Source organism: Virgibacillus sp. Bac332, from assembly GCF_003667785.1.
In the GTDB taxonomy this organism is placed as follows: Bacteria; Bacillota; Bacilli; order Bacillales; family Amphibacillaceae; genus Virgibacillus; species Virgibacillus salarius.
Window position 1 is genome coordinate 4157034 of record NZ_CP033046.1, and the last position, 19753, is coordinate 4176786.

General features: G+C 33.7%; 21 protein-coding genes and 3 pseudogenes. 2 read left to right on the plus strand and 22 right to left on the minus strand.

Annotated elements, in window-relative coordinates; translation table 11 throughout:
- Positions 1 to 239: 239 nt before the first annotated feature.
- From asnB to D9782_RS20495, 19 genes and pseudogenes are all read right to left on the minus strand, one after another.
- Positions 240 to 2147, minus strand: a complete 1908-nt coding sequence (gene asnB, locus D9782_RS20385) for an asparagine synthase (glutamine-hydrolyzing) (protein ID WP_121605592.1) — start codon at positions 2145 to 2147, stop codon at positions 240 to 242.
- 246 nt (positions 2148 to 2393) lie between these two features.
- The gene (locus D9782_RS20390; RefSeq protein WP_121605593.1) at positions 2394 to 3242 is read right to left on the minus strand and encodes a sialate O-acetylesterase; all 849 of its coding nucleotides are present in this window, start codon (positions 3240 to 3242) and stop codon (positions 2394 to 2396) included.
- A gap of 159 nt (positions 3243 to 3401) precedes the next feature.
- Positions 3402 to 4412 carry a zinc-dependent alcohol dehydrogenase family protein gene (locus tag D9782_RS20395; RefSeq protein WP_371413975.1) on the minus strand — a complete coding sequence of 337 codons (1011 nt, stop codon included), beginning with the start codon at positions 4410 to 4412 and terminating at the stop codon, positions 3402 to 3404.
- Positions 4413 to 4549: 137 nt separating this feature from the next.
- The gene (locus D9782_RS20400; RefSeq protein ID WP_121605595.1) at positions 4550 to 4855 is read right to left on the minus strand and encodes a hypothetical protein; all 306 of its coding nucleotides are present in this window, start codon (positions 4853 to 4855) and stop codon (positions 4550 to 4552) included.
- Between the two features lie 300 nt (positions 4856 to 5155).
- Positions 5156 to 5443, minus strand: coding sequence for a hypothetical protein (locus D9782_RS20405; RefSeq protein WP_026681580.1), 288 nt, complete (start codon positions 5441 to 5443; stop codon positions 5156 to 5158).
- 106 nt (positions 5444 to 5549) lie between these two features.
- Positions 5550 to 5759 (minus strand): PH domain-containing protein, encoded by a 210-nt coding sequence (locus D9782_RS20410; protein WP_240455762.1) that lies wholly within the window; start codon positions 5757 to 5759, stop codon positions 5550 to 5552.
- A 779-nt stretch (positions 5760 to 6538) separates the two neighbouring features.
- Positions 6539 to 7420, minus strand: a complete 882-nt coding sequence (locus D9782_RS20425) for a GNAT family N-acetyltransferase (protein ID WP_026681583.1) — start codon at positions 7418 to 7420, stop codon at positions 6539 to 6541.
- A 165-nt stretch (positions 7421 to 7585) separates the two neighbouring features.
- Positions 7586 to 8353, minus strand: coding sequence for a GNAT family N-acetyltransferase (locus tag D9782_RS20430; protein WP_026681584.1), 768 nt, complete (start codon positions 8351 to 8353; stop codon positions 7586 to 7588).
- Between the two features lie 391 nt (positions 8354 to 8744).
- On the minus strand, positions 8745 to 8969 hold the full coding sequence (locus D9782_RS20435) for a hypothetical protein (protein WP_121605599.1): 225 nt from the start codon (positions 8967 to 8969) through the stop codon (positions 8745 to 8747).
- A 126-nt stretch (positions 8970 to 9095) separates the two neighbouring features.
- The gene (locus tag D9782_RS20440) at positions 9096 to 9413 is read right to left on the minus strand and encodes a hypothetical protein (RefSeq protein WP_121605600.1); all 318 of its coding nucleotides are present in this window, start codon (positions 9411 to 9413) and stop codon (positions 9096 to 9098) included.
- A gap of 130 nt (positions 9414 to 9543) precedes the next feature.
- Positions 9544 to 10072, minus strand: a pseudogene (locus tag D9782_RS20445) (GNAT family N-acetyltransferase).
- 165 nt (positions 10073 to 10237) lie between these two features.
- On the minus strand, positions 10238 to 10753 hold the full coding sequence (locus D9782_RS20450; RefSeq protein ID WP_121605929.1) for a GrpB family protein: 516 nt from the start codon (positions 10751 to 10753) through the stop codon (positions 10238 to 10240).
- Between the two features lie 37 nt (positions 10754 to 10790).
- Positions 10791 to 11075: pseudogene (locus D9782_RS23685) on the minus strand (hypothetical protein); the annotation flags it as partial.
- Positions 11076 to 11375: 300 nt separating this feature from the next.
- The gene (locus tag D9782_RS20460; RefSeq protein ID WP_121605930.1) at positions 11376 to 12032 is read right to left on the minus strand and encodes a Type 1 glutamine amidotransferase-like domain-containing protein; all 657 of its coding nucleotides are present in this window, start codon (positions 12030 to 12032) and stop codon (positions 11376 to 11378) included.
- Positions 12033 to 12224: 192 nt separating this feature from the next.
- Positions 12225 to 12412: pseudogene (locus D9782_RS20465) on the minus strand (ketoacyl-ACP synthase III); the annotation flags it as partial.
- A 535-nt stretch (positions 12413 to 12947) separates the two neighbouring features.
- A complete protein-coding gene (locus D9782_RS20470; protein ID WP_121605601.1) occupies positions 12948 to 13580 on the minus strand; it encodes a hypothetical protein in 633 nt (210 codons plus the stop codon).
- A 142-nt stretch (positions 13581 to 13722) separates the two neighbouring features.
- The gene (locus D9782_RS23995; protein ID WP_371413976.1) at positions 13723 to 15891 is read right to left on the minus strand and encodes a peptidoglycan recognition protein family protein; all 2169 of its coding nucleotides are present in this window, start codon (positions 15889 to 15891) and stop codon (positions 13723 to 13725) included.
- A gap of 142 nt (positions 15892 to 16033) precedes the next feature.
- On the minus strand, positions 16034 to 16267 hold the full coding sequence (locus tag D9782_RS20490) for a helix-turn-helix domain-containing protein (RefSeq protein ID WP_121605602.1): 234 nt from the start codon (positions 16265 to 16267) through the stop codon (positions 16034 to 16036).
- A gap of 7 nt (positions 16268 to 16274) precedes the next feature.
- Entirely contained in the window at positions 16275 to 16877 is a 603-nt protein-coding gene (locus D9782_RS20495; RefSeq protein WP_121605603.1) for a sigma-70 family RNA polymerase sigma factor, read from the minus strand.
- A gap of 779 nt (positions 16878 to 17656) precedes the next feature.
- Here D9782_RS20495 and D9782_RS20500 point away from each other — a divergent pair.
- Positions 17657 to 17884, plus strand: coding sequence for a YhjD family protein (locus D9782_RS20500; protein WP_121605604.1), 228 nt, complete (start codon positions 17657 to 17659; stop codon positions 17882 to 17884).
- Positions 17885 to 18206: 322 nt separating this feature from the next.
- Here D9782_RS20500 and D9782_RS23210 read toward each other — a convergent pair whose 3' ends face one another.
- The 3 genes from D9782_RS23210 to D9782_RS20515 all read right to left on the minus strand — a co-directional run bounded on the left by D9782_RS23210 (position 18207) and on the right by D9782_RS20515 (position 19242).
- The gene (locus tag D9782_RS23210) at positions 18207 to 18344 is read right to left on the minus strand and encodes a hypothetical protein (RefSeq protein WP_162986474.1); all 138 of its coding nucleotides are present in this window, start codon (positions 18342 to 18344) and stop codon (positions 18207 to 18209) included.
- A 212-nt stretch (positions 18345 to 18556) separates the two neighbouring features.
- The gene (locus tag D9782_RS20510) at positions 18557 to 18871 is read right to left on the minus strand and encodes a hypothetical protein (RefSeq protein ID WP_121605606.1); all 315 of its coding nucleotides are present in this window, start codon (positions 18869 to 18871) and stop codon (positions 18557 to 18559) included.
- Positions 18853 to 19242: an N-acetylmuramoyl-L-alanine amidase gene (locus D9782_RS20515; protein WP_240455763.1), complete on the minus strand. Its 390-nt coding sequence runs from the start codon at positions 19240 to 19242 to the stop codon at positions 18853 to 18855. The genes D9782_RS20510 and D9782_RS20515 overlap by 19 nt, the downstream gene beginning before the upstream one ends.
- 194 nt (positions 19243 to 19436) lie before the next feature.
- Here D9782_RS20515 and D9782_RS20520 point away from each other — a divergent pair, with 194 nt between their 5' ends.
- Positions 19437 to 19742 carry a tyrosine-type recombinase/integrase gene (locus D9782_RS20520; protein WP_121605608.1) on the plus strand — a complete coding sequence of 102 codons (306 nt, stop codon included), beginning with the start codon at positions 19437 to 19439 and terminating at the stop codon, positions 19740 to 19742.
- Positions 19743 to 19753 lie beyond the last annotated feature (11 nt).

Genomic DNA, 19753 nt, shown 5'->3' on the forward strand with positions numbered 1-19753 from the left:
CTTTCAGATTTACGAACAGAATTGAGCCAAGAAAATTAATGGAACATGGTATCTCTATTGTTTCATACCAATTATCAAAGTAGTTTGACTGCTTTTAAGTTAAAAGTTAAAGCCCCTTCCTAAAAGATAGTGGGGCTTTGCTTTTTCGATGACATATCCATAATACTTTCCATAAATAAATGGTTACTGCTAGCAATCTTCGATTCTTGTTTTACATATTGATACAAGTTGTCTTACCTTCAGCTGTATACCAGCACTTCTTTTTCTTGTCCCATTTTTTGAATATCTTCCTTTTTGAATGTTCCTTCTATAAAGTTCTGATGCCATACCATAAACATAAGAACTGTCCAAATTTTCCTGCTATAATCAACTTTTCCCTGACAGTGCGCTTGAAGTAATTGTAAAATGTAATCCTTGTGTAGCAAATGATCTGTTTCACTGTTTCGAATAAGTTGTTTAGCCCAACTGTTCAATTCATTTTTCAACCAATGGCGAATAGGTACTGGGAAGCCTAACTTCTTACGATCAAGTACATGATCAGGAATAATCCCACGAGAAGCTTCTCGGAGAATCTGTTTTGTTGTACCATTAGCAATTTTCATATCAACAGGAAGTTGCCTAGCAACCTGAAAGACTTCTTTATCCAAAAAAGGCACGCGTAATTCAAGGGAATTAGCCATTGTTACTCGATCTGCTTTTAATAGTATGTCACCACGCATCCATGTATTAATATCAATATATTGCATTTGATTTACCAATGGATATTCCTCTACATTATCAAATAGTGATTCAGTGATTTGCTGATATTGTACATGGTCGTTGTATTTCTTTAATAGTTTTCGTTTTTCTTCTTCTTCAAACATCTTAGCATTTCCAATATAGCGGTCACGTAAAGGAGTTGTACCACGATACAGGAAGCTTTTACCTTTTACACCTTCAGGTAAAACAGCTGAAACTTTAGCTAGCAAACCTCTTACAGGTGCTGGAACGGAATCAAATACCTTTAGGGATTCCGGTTCACGGTATATATTATAGCCACCAAATAGTTCATCAGACCCTTCTCCGGATAAAACTACTTTTACATGTTGACTTGCTTCCTTTGACACAAAATAAAGTGGCACACAAGAGGGGTCAGCCAATGGATCATCCATATGCCACATTATTTTTGGTAGGCTATTTATATATTCTTCAGGAGAAATAATTGTAGCTATATTTTCCACATTTAATTTATCTGCAGTTTTTTTAGCTACATCCATTTCGGAAAATCCTTCTCGTTCAAATCCTACTGAAAATGTTTTAATATTTGGATTGAATTCCCTCGCAATAGAAACAATTAAGGTTGAATCAATCCCTCCAGACAAAAATGATCCTACCGGCACATCGCTACGCAAATGCTTATTCACCGAATCGTACATTACATCTTGAATTTGTTTTATCCAATCATGTTTGTCCTTAGTTACTGGCTGAAATGTAGCATGCCAATATTGAGTAAATACAATTGATTCACCTGGTTTCTTTTTAAAATAGTGACCAGGTTTTACCTTTTTTATCCCACGGGACAATGTCATTGGTTCTGGGACGTATTGAAAGCTAAAGTAGTGTTGTAATGCATCTAGATTTACTTCCTCCTTTTCCATCATTAATGAGATACTTTTCTTCTCTGAGGCAAAGCATGTCCCTAAATCATTTTCATAATAGAAAAGCGGTTTAATTCCAAATGGATCTCTTGCACCATAAAATTCTTTCCTTTCTTTATCCCAGATTAGAATAGAAAACATTCCTCTTAAGTATTTAAATGCCTCCTCTCTATACTTAACAAATAAAGCTGCAATCACTTCTGTGTCTGAATCAGTGTCAAAGTGATACCCCTCTTTAATCAGGTCTTGTCTAAGTTCTAAATAATTATAAATCTCCCCATTAAAAACCATCCATATTTGCTTATCATTATAGCTTAATGGTTGTGTTCCACTCTCTATATCAATAATACTTAATCGGCGGAACCCAAATGATACATAGGAGTCAAAATAATATTGCTCCTCATCCGGACCGCGGTGGGTTATAATATTATTTTGTTCCTTAAATTGCGCAATATCTTGTTCAGATCTTTCCATTGGAGTATCAAATAACATACCTACAAATCCACACATATCATATATCCTCTCTAAAAAAGGGAAGGCCCTATCAAAATTGTAATATTAACGTTACATTAAAGTAATGCAATAGAAATATTTTAACATAAATTTAAATAAAGAACCATCATTTAAATGATATGTAAAATAATGGTTTTACATGAGAATCAAAATTATATCTGAGTACACACGATCCTATAGAAATTAAGCAATTTCTTCATGATAAGACATTTTTAGAAGTGAAGCATTATTTCATTAGAGAATTTACTTGCTTTCATTAATATTGGAGACATTCATAGAAAACTCCTCAAAACTTAATTGTCCTAAGGCAAACTTCATACTTTGAACAAATATACGTTCATTTTTAGTTAGTTCTCGTTTTGCTTCCTTTTCAATCCATTCATGCTCTATGTCCAAAATATCCAAAACATGCTTTTGTTTTGAAAAAGCTTCATAGTATCTTAATCCAAATTTTCTTTGGGAGATTGCATCAATATGAATGCCATCTGGATTTGCTGTTAAGTCTTTTGATGTTACAATATAGCAATTTTTTTCGGTATGAGCTACTTTAGATAATATCTGGTTTATTTGTTTATATTCTACAGCGCTTTTTCCAAATCCGACCTCTCCAAGGTAATGGCCCAATTCACCGATAATAATCGGGATATCTGGTGCATTCAATTCTTTTCTCAAGTGTTTAAATAATGAAAGCAATTTATCTTCATACGTCTGATAACGTTCTCCGTAACTGTCGCTTTCTCCTTGATGCCACAGAATTCCCACTATTTCACTTGTTTCCATAGCGAATTTTGCTTCAGAAATCGCATGTCTTGTTAATAGTCCATCAATTGACCACTCATCAATAGAGCTTCCTCCCTCGGCACAGGTTATTAGCCCAATGGACTCGCCCTGATGATCCTCTGTCCATGCCTGAGCAAAAGAGGCTGCCGGCCCAATACCAGATACGTGACGATCAAAATTAAGCGGTTCTGCCATCATTTGCCATCTGCCGTTTCGCAACATATGTATGTGCTCATTATAAATCGGCGGTACATCCTCAATAAATCCTCTGCCTGCCATATTTGATTGTCCGATTAATAATATAGATTTCATCGAAAAACCTTCTTTCTTTGTTTGCAATGGTCTATAGACTAAATAGGGTTAAGTTTTGTCAAGTTAATTTTGTCTTTATTCAACTAAATAGCCCTTTAATGAAAATGAGCGACTGACCCTTATTCGGAAAAGCGCCCGTTAACGGAATAAGCAGTCCTATCAGTTCGTTAAAATCACTTTGCCTTGATTTCCCCTCGATAATTCAACAATCCGAACAGCTTCCTGTATTTCCGATAAACTGTGATATGATTTAGGTCTCATAAGCCTTAATTTTTTACCATTAACCAATGTTATTAAATGGTTAAATGTCTCCTGCCAAACATCGGCTGAGACTCTTTTATTCCAATGCCGCAAATGAAATAACTTTGCGTTCACTTTTGCCTCATTTGTAATCCTAGCCCAGTCTACTTGGATTCCTGATAAAAGACCTAAGGTTAAAAAAGTACTTTCAGGACGAACGCAAAAAGCTAGATCATTACCGACTGATCCCCCAATTGAATCAATAGCTGCATCGGCCCCAAACCCACCAGATAAATCCATAACTGTTTCACGTAATGGATCTATAGAGGTATTAATTACATAAGAAGCACCAAGCCTTATTAGATCCTTTGAATACTCATCATTCCTAGTTATCGCAATTAGCCGGAAGCCCAGCACTTTAGATAATTGGGCAAAAATATGCCCGATAGATGAACCACAGGCATTGACTAAGAGGATATCATTTGGTCTTAATCCTAACTCCTGAGTACAGATGACCAAGGCTGTAATTGGATTTATGTACATTTGCGCAGCTGTAAAGTCATCAATAGAATCTGGAATTGCCACTGTAAATTCTGCTGATGTTTTAACAAACTCCTGCCAAGTACCTTCTCCCCTTAGAGGCAAAACCCGCTTGCCAATAAGATTTTGAGATAACAAGGAACCTACGTTTTCGACAATTCCAACTCCCTCATAACCCGGAATATTTGGTAAAGAAATCCTGTGAGAGTAAGCACCCCTTATCGGTATTAAATCAGATGGGTTAATTGGTCTAGCTACCATGCGTACAAGAACCTCGTTTTCTTTTGGGGGTTGAATGTCTTTATATTCAACTTTAAGTACTTCTTGGGGGTTGCCAAATTCATTGAATTTAAGGCATTTAGCTTTCAAGAAACCCTCTCCTTTGGTCATAAAAAATTACATTTATTGTAAACACATTTTCTTTCCTAAACAGTTCCATGTTCTTAAGCAATCTGCCCCTTTTCTTAAACACAGGACGCAGTTGTTTATTCCAGAATCGCGACCGATTAATGAATGTTTCATTATTATTAAGCCAAACGGTTTGATTTTTGATGTAAAGTGTTATGCAACTTTTTTCGGTATATATGCTGAAAAAGTTTGCTATCAATTTTATTACCACTGAACTTTCCAATGACTTTACGCACATCTTTATCATAAACAATTAGTTCTTTATAGTTTTTATTATTTAAAAGGTCTTGAAACCACTTATATTTCTTCAAGCGGTTTATATTACTACAAATATCTTCTTCATCGCCTTTTAAAAATGGTAAATAAAGACCAATATTTAAAAATACAATCAAAGCTAGGATGAAAAAATAAAATATAAGTTTCAAATTACCCCTCCTGAAATAAAGCATTTAATTGAAATACGACTGCTCTTATGAAAGGTTTCATTTTATTAAACATTATGGGACCTATAGAAGCGCAGCTCTTATTCTACAACTGCGACCTATTCTGGAGTACGGTTATAAGATCTCTGAGTAGAAACAATCATTAACTAGGCTTTTAACTGAAGAAAAAAAGGAAACTCGGTTTCTACAATTGTAGATGTGGATAAGCATTTCTATAACAATATGGCCCGATTGAGGCGCAATTCCAGATAGGTGACCTAAGTGTTACCTGTTATTAATTTTTCAATGAGACTCCTTTGGTTTCGTTTTCCTTGCTGATATAAAGATTCCAGAAATAACTAGAGATATAATTGGAAAATATATATTCCAAGATGTGAAACTAATCTCCAAATCAGGATAATAATATTTTGCATACCATACTTCATACAACAAATTAAGAATTAATGTCACTAAAGGTCCGACAAAGATTCTTTTAGTAGTAACTGCTGACAAAACACCTAATCCAATTACTACAATAGGGACTATGACCAATTGCATTAAAAACTGGTCTATCGATTCAATAAAGTTCATATCAGTTCCCCCAATATTTCACGAAATTATACAACAATATGACCCAGCTCTGAAGCACACACATATTCAAGAAGCGAAGCGCGCCCTTTTCTGGAATAGTCTTACCTTAATTATTCTTGTCGTTGGAAAGATTATTGTCGACCTGAATATATTGATTTTCAGTTAATAAAACTCGAATAAACTCGGCTACATTTTTTGGAGAGACTATCGCTATATCATATTTCCGATGAATAATCTCTATTCTATCAATGGATAGTGCAGGTCCTGCCAATGGATTTTTTGTAGCATTCAATCTTTTTATTTCATTAATCTTCACTGTGCTTCTAAATGGGCCTGATTTGATTTTAATAAGTCCTTCTTCAATTTATAACCAGTTCCAAACCACAACCATAAAAGCAGACAAATTATTAGCAGACCTATAATATAGCTTACTACGCTTTTATAAGTTATCATCTGCCAGCCCATTAAAAGTGTTACTCCCCAAATTATTAAAGCTAACCAATTATCTTTCTTGGATGGGAAATACAAATTAATCGTCCCCCTTGTTTTACTCAATCAAATGGCCCAATTCTAGAACACTACTTATTCAACAACTGCGCCCGTTTGCGGCATAATGTAAATGTTATGATTCCCGAGATACACTTCCTGAATTACTGTGGCTTTATATTTTCGGAATGACTTTGATTGAATCTTTGTATATATTTGTTTTTCTTAGTAAAAAACGCAAAAATTACATTTATAAAAACTGGCAGTAAACTTAATAAAAAGAATCCCCAATTATTTGTAATTAAAGATAATGCTAAGAAGAAATCGATTACACTGGATAAAATGTAAACAGTACGTTCAGAAAAAACTTGAACTTCTGAGCTGTATATTTTAGCCATAATCAATAAAAGGACCATCAAATTGATCCCCATTCGTATGAGCCCAGTCATATAAAGCACTGTAAGCGTAACTAATAATGTTATAATTACCTATATGTATGGTGTAGATATAATTTGTTTCCTCCCCAAAAAAATTTTAATCTAGTATCTTTTACTTTCTCTTCTAATATTATTTGTTAACATACTTCTACATCAAACTGAGAAAAAATGATTACATTTCTTTCGTCATGTAAACCTGTTGAGCTATTGTTTGAAATCCAATCTGTTTCAAAATGGTAAGAGGTAATTCGCTTTTGGTAATCGGTAAATTAGGAATTGTTCGAATAATATCATCCTTAAAATCTCCAAAAACCTCCCCTAACATAAAATAGACAATTTCCTCACTATCTGTCAGGTCTGGTTTCGACTCACACTGAAACAAAATAGTACTTAGATGTCTCCCTTGAGAATTAAATATTTTTTGATAATAAGCATAGCCAAGTTCATTTCCACTATCATCTTTGACGATGATCCCTTCACCATTTTTGGCACTTTGCCATTGCGTTTGCCAAGGATTCATTGTTTTATAAAACAGAAGTTGACCTATTTGCTGAGGTGCTACTCGTTCGACATTATATTTTCTATTTGAATCTTTAATCGGATTTTGTAATAACTTTCCCTTGAGTGTTAAATACTCTAAATTGTCATAGATTAAATAGCCCATATTTTTATATAGAGAAATGGCTTTAGTATTATTACTTATTGCCTCAAGTGTTGCTAGATCTACTCCTTCTTCTTTTAAAATAGAGAGAGTTGACTCTATTAATATTTTTCCAACTCCTTTGCTTCTATATTCCTTAGCAACACCTGTTCCTCCATTCCAGGCAACTTTTTTTCCTTTAACCTTTCTTACACCATTCATTACAATTCCTATAGGTTGGTTATCTTTAAAGGCTACTATAGATAATAAAGGTGAAAGATCTTCATTGACCATCCTTTTTATAAGATTTTCAGGAGTCGTTGTCGTATCAATATAATACCCCGCAAAACCTTCATTCCAAGATTTTACAGCTTCAGCTATTGTACAATCTATCAACCTTTTAATTTTAATCATGTTTTTAATTCCGCCAATCTTATTTAGTAATTTTCAAGAAATTCTTCCTATAATAGAACTTGGCTGTACTGACTCTTCAATTTTATTCTACAATATGGTTCTTTTTATGAAGAAGGCGCTTTCCTTATTTAAGAAAAGCGCCCTTTAACTTAATAAGAAAACCCCTTATTCAAATACTACCATTTCTCCGACATCTATAAATCCAAATCGCTTATAGATACTTTTCCCATCATCTGAAGCCTGTAATACAACTGGTTTTTGTTTATCCTTTGTTTGATTTAAAAGAAATTGAAACATTTCGCTACCAAAACCTTTACCTCTAAATGCTTCTTTTGTCATCACATCATAAATACCGTAACTATCTTTGCTTTCTATTAATAAACCAGTAGTTACAGTCAGTTCACCTATGCATCCAATAAACATTTGAACTTCTACACCTAATTTTTCTTGTGAAAACCTATTAAAATAACTTTCTAATGCATCTTTTTCTGGTGAACCTCCAAATAGGCTCATAAAAACCTCTTTATATTTCATAAGTTCTTCATTACTTTTCACAGGGGTAATTATAAGCTGATGGGAATTACTTTGACTAACATTAAGCGTATTTTCAAGTTTCATCATTACATTACGTTCTGTTTCTTTAAGGTCATATTCTTGCATAAGTTCTTTCCATTCATCGTTTAAAAATTGAGCATCAATCCAAGTACTAAAGGGATATCCTTTAAAAGAAAAATTATCGATTCCATATCTAATCTTAACTGCATTTTTGATAGTTGGAGATTTTGGTAATAATACATTGAATGTATCAGTGGGGACTTTTGTATTCGCTATGACGAAATCTTCTTCACTTGTAAGTTCCCCACTAACTGCATGCGTAAATACTTTTAATTTTTCTTCAAAATTGTTGATTACAAATTGTTGATTTTTAATCATGTTTTTGCACCTTTCAATATATTTGTAGCGCGCTATTTTTTAAGGTCAATTAAATTCTAAATAAACTGTGTTCACAGTATTTATATCCTCCCATAATTTTCAGAAAACATGGAAGCGATTCATTTTCTTTTCTCAGTAATCTGGCCCGATTAATTAAGTGCTTATTCAGGATATAGCCCGATTGCAGGAAACTGTAAACCGATACTTAAACCTACACTTTTTCATTTAAACCTATAACCTTTAAGAAATCTTCCACTTCATCAGTTTTACTACCTGATTTTAAGTGATGCACCATATTCTTATTTTCTATATAAATAAAGAAATGATCTTCTTCCTTAGTATAGAATTCTACTTCTCGCCATTGATTCTCCAGTTCCCATTTCCTTTTACCTTAATTGATCTCACTATTGTCAAGGTCAAGTGCTACAAAATAGCCGTCCCAACCGTCCACTTCATCTAACTCATGAAGTATACGGTCATAATTATAAAATGTCTCCTTATTCCTTCTTATATTTTCTGGACTTCTAATACCCTCATATGTGTCCAGCCAACCTTCGGAACAAACTTTAGAAATTCCTTCAACATGCTCTGGCAATCCTCTTTTAACTACAATCATGCTATTTCCTCGGTTTATATTTCCTTATGATTTTTAATTGGGAAATGAAAATCACTTCTCCAACAAACTGGTCCGATAATGAAAATGAGCGCTGACCCTTATTCCGAAAAGTGCCCGATTGTCTTACTATGCAGCTTTATCTCGATATAAAATCAACGTAAATACATTTAGTAAAATGGTGACAACAACAAGTACTGCTGAAAGAAAGGCCACAGCGCCTATTGTATCCATCAAGGCAGCCCAATCTTCAATTTTCACCAAATGAAGATTATAAAAAATTTGTAAACATATAGCGATTGCACAAGCGCTGAAACTGATGATAGAAAGGGTGACCCATTTCTTATTATTTTGGTTTTTATTTCCCAAAAGACTAACAATAGGAATTATCCAAGCTACTAATCCAAGTATCAAACTGCCGATGTTAAGCCAACCAGCATCGAACATATTTCATCCCACCTCATTTTTTTCGATTCACCTTCTCAAAGCCTAATTAACAATAAATTATTCAATTAAATGGCCCGATAATGAAATCAAGGCGCTTCTTACTTCCATTAAAGCACCCGATTCCGGAAGATTACTTCCTAAGAAGGGAATAAACATATGTATCATATGCTTTTCCACCTTGGTACATATAGTCTCTTAAAACTCCCTCTTTTTGAAAACCTACTTTTTCTAATAATTTATTCGATGCATCATTTTCAATAAATACAACAGCACCTATACGGTTTAAACCCATAAGATCAAAACCATATGAAAGAACTTTAGATACAGCTTCTGAAATGTATCCTTTTTCTCCACTGTTCTGGGTGAATTTCGTAACCAATTTCAGCTCGTTTATGTTTTGGAGACCAAGCATTGAAGCCAATTGTTCCAATTATGCCGTTGGTTCCTTTTCGCTCAATACCCCATCGTATGCCTCTTTTTTCACTATAGTTTTTTGAGAAGAAGTCTACGAATTTTTCTGCCTCTTCAATACTTTTCAATGTTTCCTGTCCGTAAAAACGTGTTAGATCGTCGTTAGAAAAACAAGCAAAAATACCTTCTGCATCTTCATTTGTTAATTCTCGTAATACTAGTCTATCTGTCTCTAATGTAGGAAACATATAATCTCACCCTTTTTTTAGTTTCTTAATTTGGAAATTTCCCTTTAATAACAATTATTTCAAAGTGCTATAAATTCCACAATCCCCATATTCCAGAAAATGGCCCTTTAATGAAAATGACCACTGACTCTTATTCCGGAAAAGCACCCTTTTCTGGAACAGTTGCTACTTTCCCTGTTCTTCAAACCACTTCAATGCCCTTTGTTCCATTTCTTTTACGAAAAGTTTTTTAGCTTTGCTGTAGTAAGCTGTATCGTCATATCGTTGAGCCAATTCTTCTTTCAAACATCTGTATTGCTCAACTTCTTTGGGATGGGTTCTTAAATAATCCCGAAAAACTAAATGCCGTTTAATTTGGGGATTATCAAACTGGTAAACATGGATATGATGGGTTCTCTTCTCTCCCCCTTTGCGAAATAATCGTCTACCTTGTATGCCCCATTCTCCAGCAACGTCATATCCAAGTAAGCGCATTTGGTCATTGAACATATCAATTTTTTCAATGTCTTTAACTAGACACATCATATCAATAACAGGCTTTGCATTCATCCCTAAGACGGAAGTACTCCCAAAATGTTCAAACCTGATTATTTCATCACCCAACACTTCGCCCAAAAATTGAGCCTCATCTTCAAACATTTTACTCCAATTTTCATCATACTCCGATAGCCTAACTTTCAATTGTATCTCCCTTTGTAAAGCATTTTGTAATTTATCCTTAATCCACATAATGGCCCGTTTCACCACATAGTTTATTAGTATCATCTTCATTAAGTATAATAGTTGAGTAATCGATTATAGTATGATTATCATAAGTAAATGGATGCTCTAAATTGTTCTCATCTTCCAATACTCTTGGTAGATATCTTTTTAAGTTGCTCATTACACCCCTATTATCATAATCTAATATCCAATTAATTGACTTCCATTCTAATATACCTTCGTCAGTGTTTAAGGGAGTATGAATATGAACTTCATCTGGTAAATTAGCAAGAAATACATAGTTTCTTTATCATTATGCAAAACATTTTCTATCCAATCCCTTTGCTGCTCTACTGTCTTATTAAATTCATCTGAAACAGTTGTTAAGAAAGTTCATTCTAGTACAACCTCTTTTTGTATTTGTAAAATTCTTGAAGCATCTTCAGCTTTTGCTGTTCGGATAACAATATCTTTAGGCAACTCATTCACTCCTTGATCTTCAATTAAATGGCCTTTTGAAGCGCAGCCCTTATTCTACAACTGCGCCCTTTTGCAGAATACCGTTCTGTACATCTATGTATATCAAAGTCATTTATTACAACTAAAGCGTCTCATCCAATTTCTGAATCTTTGACTGGGAAATTAAATACACCTTGCCTAAAATGTCGATTTTGTCTCCCTTTATACGGACAGCGCAGTCTTTGTTCGACGCATAAATATTCATTTGTTCCGATAAGGGAGACAGTTCACTTTGAACCAGCGCAATGTTATTTTCAAGATCAAAATGTGACAGGACGGAAAAGTCGTCAAGGCCGATCCCGTCGTAAACAGAGCTTATTTCAACTTTATATCCAAGGCTTTTTGAGCATAACCATTTTGCGGACATGTTGATTGCACCAGCACTTGCTCCCATCACAACGGCTTTACTCTTTTTAATCAAATCCGACATTTCATATTCCATCAAAAAGTCATTTTGATTAAGGGTGTTTCCACCCAACAAGAAAATGGTTGATGCATTTTGAATTAATACTTGGGCCTCTTCCTTTTGTACGCGATAATTAATTAAATAATATTCATCAAATATAATGTCAGCCTGATCAAGCCACGATCGTTCAGTAGCACCATCATCTTCATATAAAAATGGATTTGAGCTAATCATTACAAGCGATTTTCTATCTACTATATCCTCTTGTAAAGCCCTACTCAAGTTCTTTGGAAAAAAATCGTTAAACCAACCTAAATAATAGTGAGTTTTCATTTTCATAAGTACCCCCGTAGCAAAATATAAATAAGATTTCTACTTTCTAAGTTTAATGCCCCTTTTCTTCTTCAAGAATCTGGCCCGATTCAGGCATAGTGTTTGTTGTTCGACAACTGCAGTTTGAACAATATAGTTGTTGCCCAATTCACCGTCTGAAGCCAAATACTAGGACAAAAACTTGTTTTTTTATTCAAACTCTACAGGTACTGCTCCTACACCATCACCAAATAAAATACAGGTAGATCGATCTTATAATCAGTAACTTTAGATACAGCTTCTACTCCAATGTCAAGAATTTTTTGTAAATTCAAAGTGATTAATCCATTGGCTACATGCAATCCATAAGTAAATCCTGTACAAGCAGCGTTTAAAACTATCAGAGCACAAATTGGGCACAAACATAAAATCCATTATAAAAACCCTTGCCACAAACATCGATGTGACAAAGGTTCCCAATTATTAACCGATAGAACCTTCCATTTCTATTATCATATAGAGAAAATGATGATTCAAAATGATACATTTGCCTAAACAACAACGTTTTTGCATTATATGAATTTATGTGAAATGTATTTTTTAATAAAATCATTATCATTTTAGTTATCACTTAAACACGCAATACAAAGATAGTAAAAGAAGGACGTTAAAACCCTTCTTTTACTATTTAGGGCTTCATCAATTAAACCACTAAGACCTTTGTCTTTCTTAGTATCTGAGTTATCTGTGTCTTAATTTGAATAGCTGCTTGGATGAGGCAAGAGCATAAAAGAATAAATAATCCGAGTTATAAAATTTATTCTTGTATAGAAAAAAATAAGATTATTAAAACATGCATAAGTAAGAAAGCCTCATTATTGAAGGCTTCTTATCTTAAATCATAATTTACTAATATTAGTTAAATTTCAGTATGTATTAATCATTATCTTTAGAAAAATCAACTTCTACCTCTATCGCTTCTCCTAAAGGTTCACCACTACTGTCTACAGGTGGATCTATTATCAACGTTGCTTTTTCAATTTCTTCCGCAGTAGATTCTTTCAATCGAAACGAAAATTGTCGCAAGTATCTTTCGCTATTATCTTTAGGACTCTTAAGAATAGATGCGTGAACGACACTACTCAACAGTTCATTTGGCTTTTCAATCTTTTCACTATTATCTGTTAGTACGTGGAGATGCTCCTGATTAAACGTGAAATCGTCTATTTCTTTATTTAATTCGAATTTAATATGGAAATTTATCATTTCGAGTGTTTCGTCGGCTTCAACATTATATACCTCAGAGTAATCTTGGTTAAAGCTCCCCCGCACTACCTCTACCTTCTCTAGATTGACAACAACTGGGCCTGTTTCATATGTACCAATATCATTTAAACTTTTATACTTATAAAATTCACCCTCACCTTCAGTACCTAGACCAAATTGATGATCCTCTATAAGAACGGGATCACTCTCTTGCTTGGATTGGTTTGAATCTTCTCCATTAATATTACACCCGCTAATAGCAATTAAAATTAAAAATAATAATAAAACATGTACAAATTTCATGTTTTGCTCCTCTCTACTTAACTTATTAATAGTTCCAAATTTATCATAAACTCAGAGTTCTTTCAAAATCATCTCCTGCAATTATTATTAAAAAACCTATGATTAAGTAATTTAATCATAGGTTTTTTCTTCACAAAATATATTATGCAGGTATAGTAGCAGGATTTCGAAGATATGCTATAACTCTTTGTATTGCCCAACCATTTCTTAGCAGTATTGCTGCAATTAAAATTAAAACAAAAATTAAACCCGGTTGGAGTTTTTCTCTATAGTCATCCCAATCAATATCCTTTAACTCTATTTTTTCATTCACATATACATTAGTACTACTCTTACGTAGTACTTCCATTCGGAGCCACGTTACATCTACAAAGAACAACTTTCCTATATCGAATTGAAAATCTGGCCCAGATATACGTGTTTCTACACTATTATTTATATTCTCAGATAATATTTTACTAAGTTCTGACCTAGCTTCAGCGACACTGCTAAAGAAAGGTAACAAACTAGATTGAAATAGTGCATTTATTGCCTGATTAAAATTATCCTGTAAAAACTCTCCCTTTACTACTTTACTGGAATCTAATTTCCAATTTACTTTATCAGGGTTACCAAAAATAATAGCTCCTGTTAATTGTCCACTAAGAGGGCCCATCTTAACATCATATGCAGTATCAAAACTGATTGTAGTTCCTTTTTCTTTATCACTTGATGAATACCATTCACTAACATTGGCAAATGGTGAAGTCACTTCAAAAGATTTGATGTCAGGAGGGGTGGAATCCATAATTTGATCTTGAAACCGTCCAAATTGATATAAAAGATTTTTTGGACAGTTTTTCCCACTCCAATGATTATGTGGAACCACATTTTCTATAGGGATAACAAATTCATTCATAAGAGATCTAATTAATGCAGCTGCATTCTTCCTAGTCTGATTAAAATTTCCCGAACTATTTACACATAGCTCTATACCAATACTGTTTCGATTACCATCGCCAGCCCCATCACCAGCATGAAAACCCGTTTCGTTTGTTGGGAGATGTTGATAAATAACTCCACTATCATCAACAGTAAAATGCCACGATGTTAGAGTGCTAGGATTTCGAACATAATTCGCATGCATAAAAGCTGTAGCACCTGGAGCTGTATTCGCTGTTTCATGAACAGTAATATACCTAGGGCTCATCCCATAACCAGGGCGGTTATAATTCCACTTTGGAATAAACAACTGTGAAATAGTGATGTCTTTAAAGTGACCACCTGAAAAGTCTATTTCTCCTCCACCTTCTCCTGAGCCACCGTTTCCTGAACTTCCACCATTTAGCCCTAAAGAAGCTAGTGTTTGCGGGCCTGCTATTCCGTCTACTGCTAACCCGTTCATAATCTGGTATCTGCGTACAGCATCTTTTGTTTTAGGACCGTAAATTCCATCTACTCCATTGTCAGGAGCATTGATATCTGGATAAAAGTTATTATCAACTAATGCTTGCTGTAATAGTCTTACTGCATCTCCCGAGTCTCCTGGACGTAAGGTCCCTCTATAAGAACCAGAATTACCTGAGCTTGCAGACCCTCCTCCACTGATTCCCAGAGCACCTAATGTTTGAGGACCTGCTATTCCGTCTACCGATAATCCTTTCATAATTTGGAATCTACGTACTGCATTCTCTGTATCTGGTCCATAAATTCCATCAACACCATAGTTAGCTGCATTAATATCTGGATAGAAATTGTTGTCAACTAATGCTTGTTGTAATAGTCGTACATTTTCCCCTCTATCTCCTACACGGATTGTAATAGAACCAGAACCGCCTGAACCTCCACCACTCAGTCCAAGAGAAGCTAGTGTTTGCAGACCTGCTATTCCATCTACTGTTAAACCATTCATGATCTGGTACCTACGTACCGCATCTTCTGTGTTTGGTCCGTAAACTCCATCTACCCCATTATTAGATGCTTCTATATTAGGGTAGAAATTATTGTCTACCAAAGCTTGTTGCAGACGTCTAACATCGGCTCCTGAATGACCAGGACGTAATGTAATTTCAACCCCTCCACCTGAACTACCATCTAATAGACCGAGTGAATGTAGCGTCTGTGCACCAGCAATCCCATCAACTGATAAACCATTCATAACTTGATACCTTCGTACCGCATCTTCTGTGTTTGGTCCATAAATACCATCTACTCCATTGTTCGAAGCATTAATATCTGGGTAGAAGTTATTATCTACTAATGCTTCCTGCAACAAACGTACATATTCTCCTGAATCTCCAGGTCTTAAAACTGTTCCACTAGGAATACTCATAATTATTCTCTCCATCCTTTCAATCCAATTGTTTTTAGGGTGAAAGTCAACAATTTTGCACCCTTCAAAGTTGTTGACTTTGTATACTCTATAAAGGGAAATAAATTTTAAAAATACAACCTATGCCATTAAAAATTTTATATTAATTATCTACATTATTTAAAAACTCCCAAAATCCAGGAACTTTTTTTGTATTAAATGAATTTATAACATTAATTGAAATAATTAGTAGTTCTTGTTCTAAATTTTCCCTTTCCTGATAAGAAGTTTGTTTTAGTAAATTCCTAATTTTAGGTTTGAATCTATCTATAAGAGCAATCATACTTTTTAAATCCCCATGTTGTGAACGTTCAATCAATTTTTTCCAATCTGTCATATATCTTCTATTTCCCCTTTTCTTTAAACATCTCTTTTCTTAAACGAGCAATTGCAGATTTATGAATTTTTGATACACCCTGTTGAGTAATTTTCAATTCGGAGGCAGTTTCATTTGTACTATTTTTGTAGCCGTATATATGTTGCAAGACTTCTTTTTGTCGATTGGTTAATTTCTCGATTCCTTTTCTTAATGATGGATTTTCAATTCTTTCAACTAGTGGTAAGTCATAAGATTCTATAACTTGTTCCTCAACGTTCTTTTCATTTGATCGGTGTTTAGGAATGATGTTGTCTTCACTGGTTGTCCCATCCAAGATAGGCATAAATCGAGATTTAGAAGATCTGATTTTCTTATCAAAGTTGATAGCTTCCCAATACAATGTTTTAGAAAAATAATTTATCATTTTAACTTTCGTATAAAATTCTTGAAAGGCTCTATCTAATGAATCTTTGTTCTCTTGTGTAGGATTACTAATATATTGATTTAAAATAGAAAGGTGATCATTATTATCTAAAAATGATTGAATTAATGGATTTTGTAGTGAATTAGAATAAATTGCTTTAAATTCATCTAAATTAAATAGTTTATTAGTAGAAAATTCCTGCATAAACTTCCCCCTCTAATCCCTCCTATACTCACATATGTATAGGATAATTCAACAAGAACACTTGTTCCTGTATTATACACGAACTTTTGTTCTATTAAAAGCAAAATAATGGAAAATTATAATCTCTCCTATCAAGAATAGATTATATAGACCATTAAATTTGATTAAATCTGGTATTAATGATTATAAGATCAGAAAAGAAACAGATATATCCTAAAAGTACTACTTCCAGAATTAGGAGGGGGCAGATTGATATTGGAAGCATTACACTTGATAATACTTTAAAGTTGTATGAATTTTATCAAAACCATAAAAATGAAATAAAGCTCCATCCAACTAAGAACAGTGATTTCCTTTTAACTGAACCCACAAAAATAGTTATAAAACCTTAATCATTGCATATAATAAGAACGAATGTTCTTTAATTAAGAGGATGGAGTAAAGATGATAGACATAACCGCTGAATGTAAACAAGAAATAGATATTATTAAACTAAAATTACCCAATGAAACTAAAGTAAAACTCTACATAATGGACTATACATAATTCATCTATTGCTACAGCGAAAATTACAAAACTTTAACCATCTTGTCTAGAAGTGGAAAAGTTGAGACAAGTGGCTGGATTCAAGGCGTGACTAAAATAATGAACATGAAATTAATCGATGTTCTCGTGAAATCTTATTCTAATGGAACAATATTAGTTACTGAGAAACCCAATAATTACCCTAAAGTTGCTAATTGCACTTATGATTTATTTTTATTACAAGGAATGATCACATGAACACAGAATTAAAACAGCTAATACAGGATTTTATTGTAATACCAGTGGCCATAAAAGTTTATGAACAAGACAAGAAACTTGTTGAGGATTTTTATATGGCAAATATCTACATCAGTATGATTGATGCGAATATAGAACAATTAAATAAAGAAACCATAGAGACTAAAAAGAAGATGTACACGCAGTATCATGTCGATGTGAAAAGAGTGGGAATGACTTCTTAAAAGTGGCTCAGTCGTGGCAAATCTGGAATTATTGAATATACACCAGATGAACTAAGGGAAATGACTAAAAATATTATGGAGGAGATGTAACTTACGTAGGCTATAATTATAAATACGGTGATACCAATTAATAGAATACTATAATTGATAACGGGGCATTTGATGCCCCGTATATGTTTATGCTATAATTAAGAAAATTTATTAAATAGGTGTTAGCTATGATAGTTTTACAAATCGTTGCTTTTTATGGAGTTATATTGTTACCTATAACCTCAACAATATTTTGTATTAATATTTTCTCAACCATAGAAAAAATTAAAAATCAAGAATCAGTAAAAGTAAATTTGTATTGGATAACAATTTCATTCGTTTTAATCATTTGGACATTTGGATCGTTACTAGCAATTCTTACATTATCACAACCTAGTGAATTTTGATTATTAGTATAGAGTATATTCATAACTTAAATTAAATAATACATATACCCGCTTATAACGTACAAAGGAATCAGTTAATTAGCTGATTCCTTTTCTATAGATATATCTATTTATTCGATATGTTTACAGAAGCGAGCTATTCAATCCTCACATATTTTTTGCTAGCTGTTACGTAATAAATGTGTCCTTTACTATTTTAACCTTGTATTGATATCCTTTCCAACCTTAACCTTATCTACAATAGTAGGGAATCCATAACCTTTTTAAGGTAACCAGCTACGTGCTTATCTGACCAGCTAGGCTTTTTGTAAAATTGTAACTGTCCATTATGTTTGGACTCCACTCGTTTACCAATATAACTTGCTTTTGGTTTAGATGGTTTACCCTTACACATTTTTTTAAGCAATGTAGTGTTTTGTTTAGCTATACCTTTATAACCTTTAATACCATAATCTGCAGCATATTTTTTTCTTGCGCTAAAGCTAGAGTTTTTGTCAATACTACTAAGGTAATCAACAATAGATCCATTAGTTACTGTTTCAGAGCCCACTTGTTGGTTAGGTGCTTCAACTGTTCCACCCGAAACTCCTTTTTTAAGTTCTGACAGTCTAAAGTTTTTACCTGACATGCTGTATTACCTAAGTCACCATGTCCAACGATTTCATTAGCTTGTCCATGAGGTGGCTGATCGATTAGCCATGCGTTTAATGCATTTCCTGCTCTTAATTGGGCATCTGTCATTTGTTGTTTGTCAAAATATCCTTGGTAGCCGATTCCAATTGTAGTGTCATTATAACCTAAGCAATGCGCACCTTGGTTAAATCCTCTACCTACATAGATTGTACCGTCAAATTCAATACTAAAGTTATACCCAATTCCAGACCAACCATTGCCATTTTTATGGTAATTATGGACGTCCATTATATCCCACGTAGTGTGTGCCATATGATGCTGTACAAGCTTGGTGATAGCATTTTTATTAAGTGATTTTAAAGACCCTCTGAATTGAAGAAGCGAACATTAATAAAACTTACGACTATGACACAAAAAATTTTGGACCTCCCAAGACAGAAGCTAGTGAAGATGTCGTTCCATTAGCAGATTTTCTAGTAGAAATGTTAGAAGAAATTAAAGTGGAACAACAACAGAAAATGTATGGTTTTAACGAAGGTTATCAAGTATTTGGAGGAATGACCCCCGTCGCCTACAAAACATTCCATTTAGCATTTAAAGGAGCGGTCCCTGAATACAGTCCACATGATCTACGTCATAGTTATGCTTCTTTTTTAGCCAATAGAAAAGTAGATGTTTTTGTATTAAAGTCACTTATGCACCCTGATAATGTCCAAGAAACTATAAACACTTATGATCATTTATATAAAGAAAAAAAGCACGAGGCAATAAGCTTTTTAAACGAATAACGTTATCAAGG

Coding starts and splice junctions, on each gene's coding strand:
- D9782_RS20425 (WP_026681583.1), bottom strand. CDS start 7,420: ATGATTAAAATTAAAAGGTTGATAGATTGTACAATAGCTGAAGCTGTA.
- D9782_RS20435 (WP_121605599.1), bottom strand. CDS start 8,969: ATGATTGTAGTTAAAAGAGGATTGCCAGAGCATGTTGAAGGAATTTCT.
- D9782_RS20495 (WP_121605603.1), bottom strand. CDS start 16,877: ATGCAGGAATTTTCTACTAATAAACTATTTAATTTAGATGAATTTAAA.
- D9782_RS23995 (WP_371413976.1), bottom strand. CDS start 15,891: ATGAGTATTCCTAGTGGAACAGTTTTAAGACCTGGAGATTCAGGAGAA.
- D9782_RS20430 (WP_026681584.1), bottom strand. CDS start 8,353: ATGATTAAAAATCAACAATTTGTAATCAACAATTTTGAAGAAAAATTA.
- D9782_RS20395 (WP_371413975.1), bottom strand. CDS start 4,412: ATGACCAAAGGAGAGGGTTTCTTGAAAGCTAAATGCCTTAAATTCAAT.
- D9782_RS23210 (WP_162986474.1), bottom strand. CDS start 18,344: ATGAATATACTCTATACTAATAATCAAAATTCACTAGGTTGTGATAAT.
- D9782_RS20440 (WP_121605600.1), bottom strand. CDS start 9,413: ATGTTCGATGCTGGTTGGCTTAACATCGGCAGTTTGATACTTGGATTA.
- asnB (WP_121605592.1), bottom strand. CDS start 2,147: ATGTGTGGATTTGTAGGTATGTTATTTGATACTCCAATGGAAAGATCT.
- D9782_RS20500 (WP_121605604.1), top strand. CDS start 17,657: ATGAACACAGAATTAAAACAGCTAATACAGGATTTTATTGTAATACCA.
- D9782_RS20460 (WP_121605930.1), bottom strand. CDS start 12,032: ATGAAAACTCACTATTATTTAGGTTGGTTTAACGATTTTTTTCCAAAG.
- D9782_RS20405 (WP_026681580.1), bottom strand. CDS start 5,443: ATGAACTTTATTGAATCGATAGACCAGTTTTTAATGCAATTGGTCATA.
- D9782_RS20490 (WP_121605602.1), bottom strand. CDS start 16,267: ATGACAGATTGGAAAAAATTGATTGAACGTTCACAACATGGGGATTTA.
- D9782_RS20390 (WP_121605593.1), bottom strand. CDS start 3,242: ATGAAATCTATATTATTAATCGGACAATCAAATATGGCAGGCAGAGGA.
- D9782_RS20515 (WP_240455763.1), bottom strand. CDS start 19,242: ATGGACGTCCATAATTACCATAAAAATGGCAATGGTTGGTCTGGAATT.
- D9782_RS20520 (WP_121605608.1), top strand. CDS start 19,437: ATGTTAGAAGAAATTAAAGTGGAACAACAACAGAAAATGTATGGTTTT.
- D9782_RS20470 (WP_121605601.1), bottom strand. CDS start 13,580: ATGAAATTTGTACATGTTTTATTATTATTTTTAATTTTAATTGCTATT.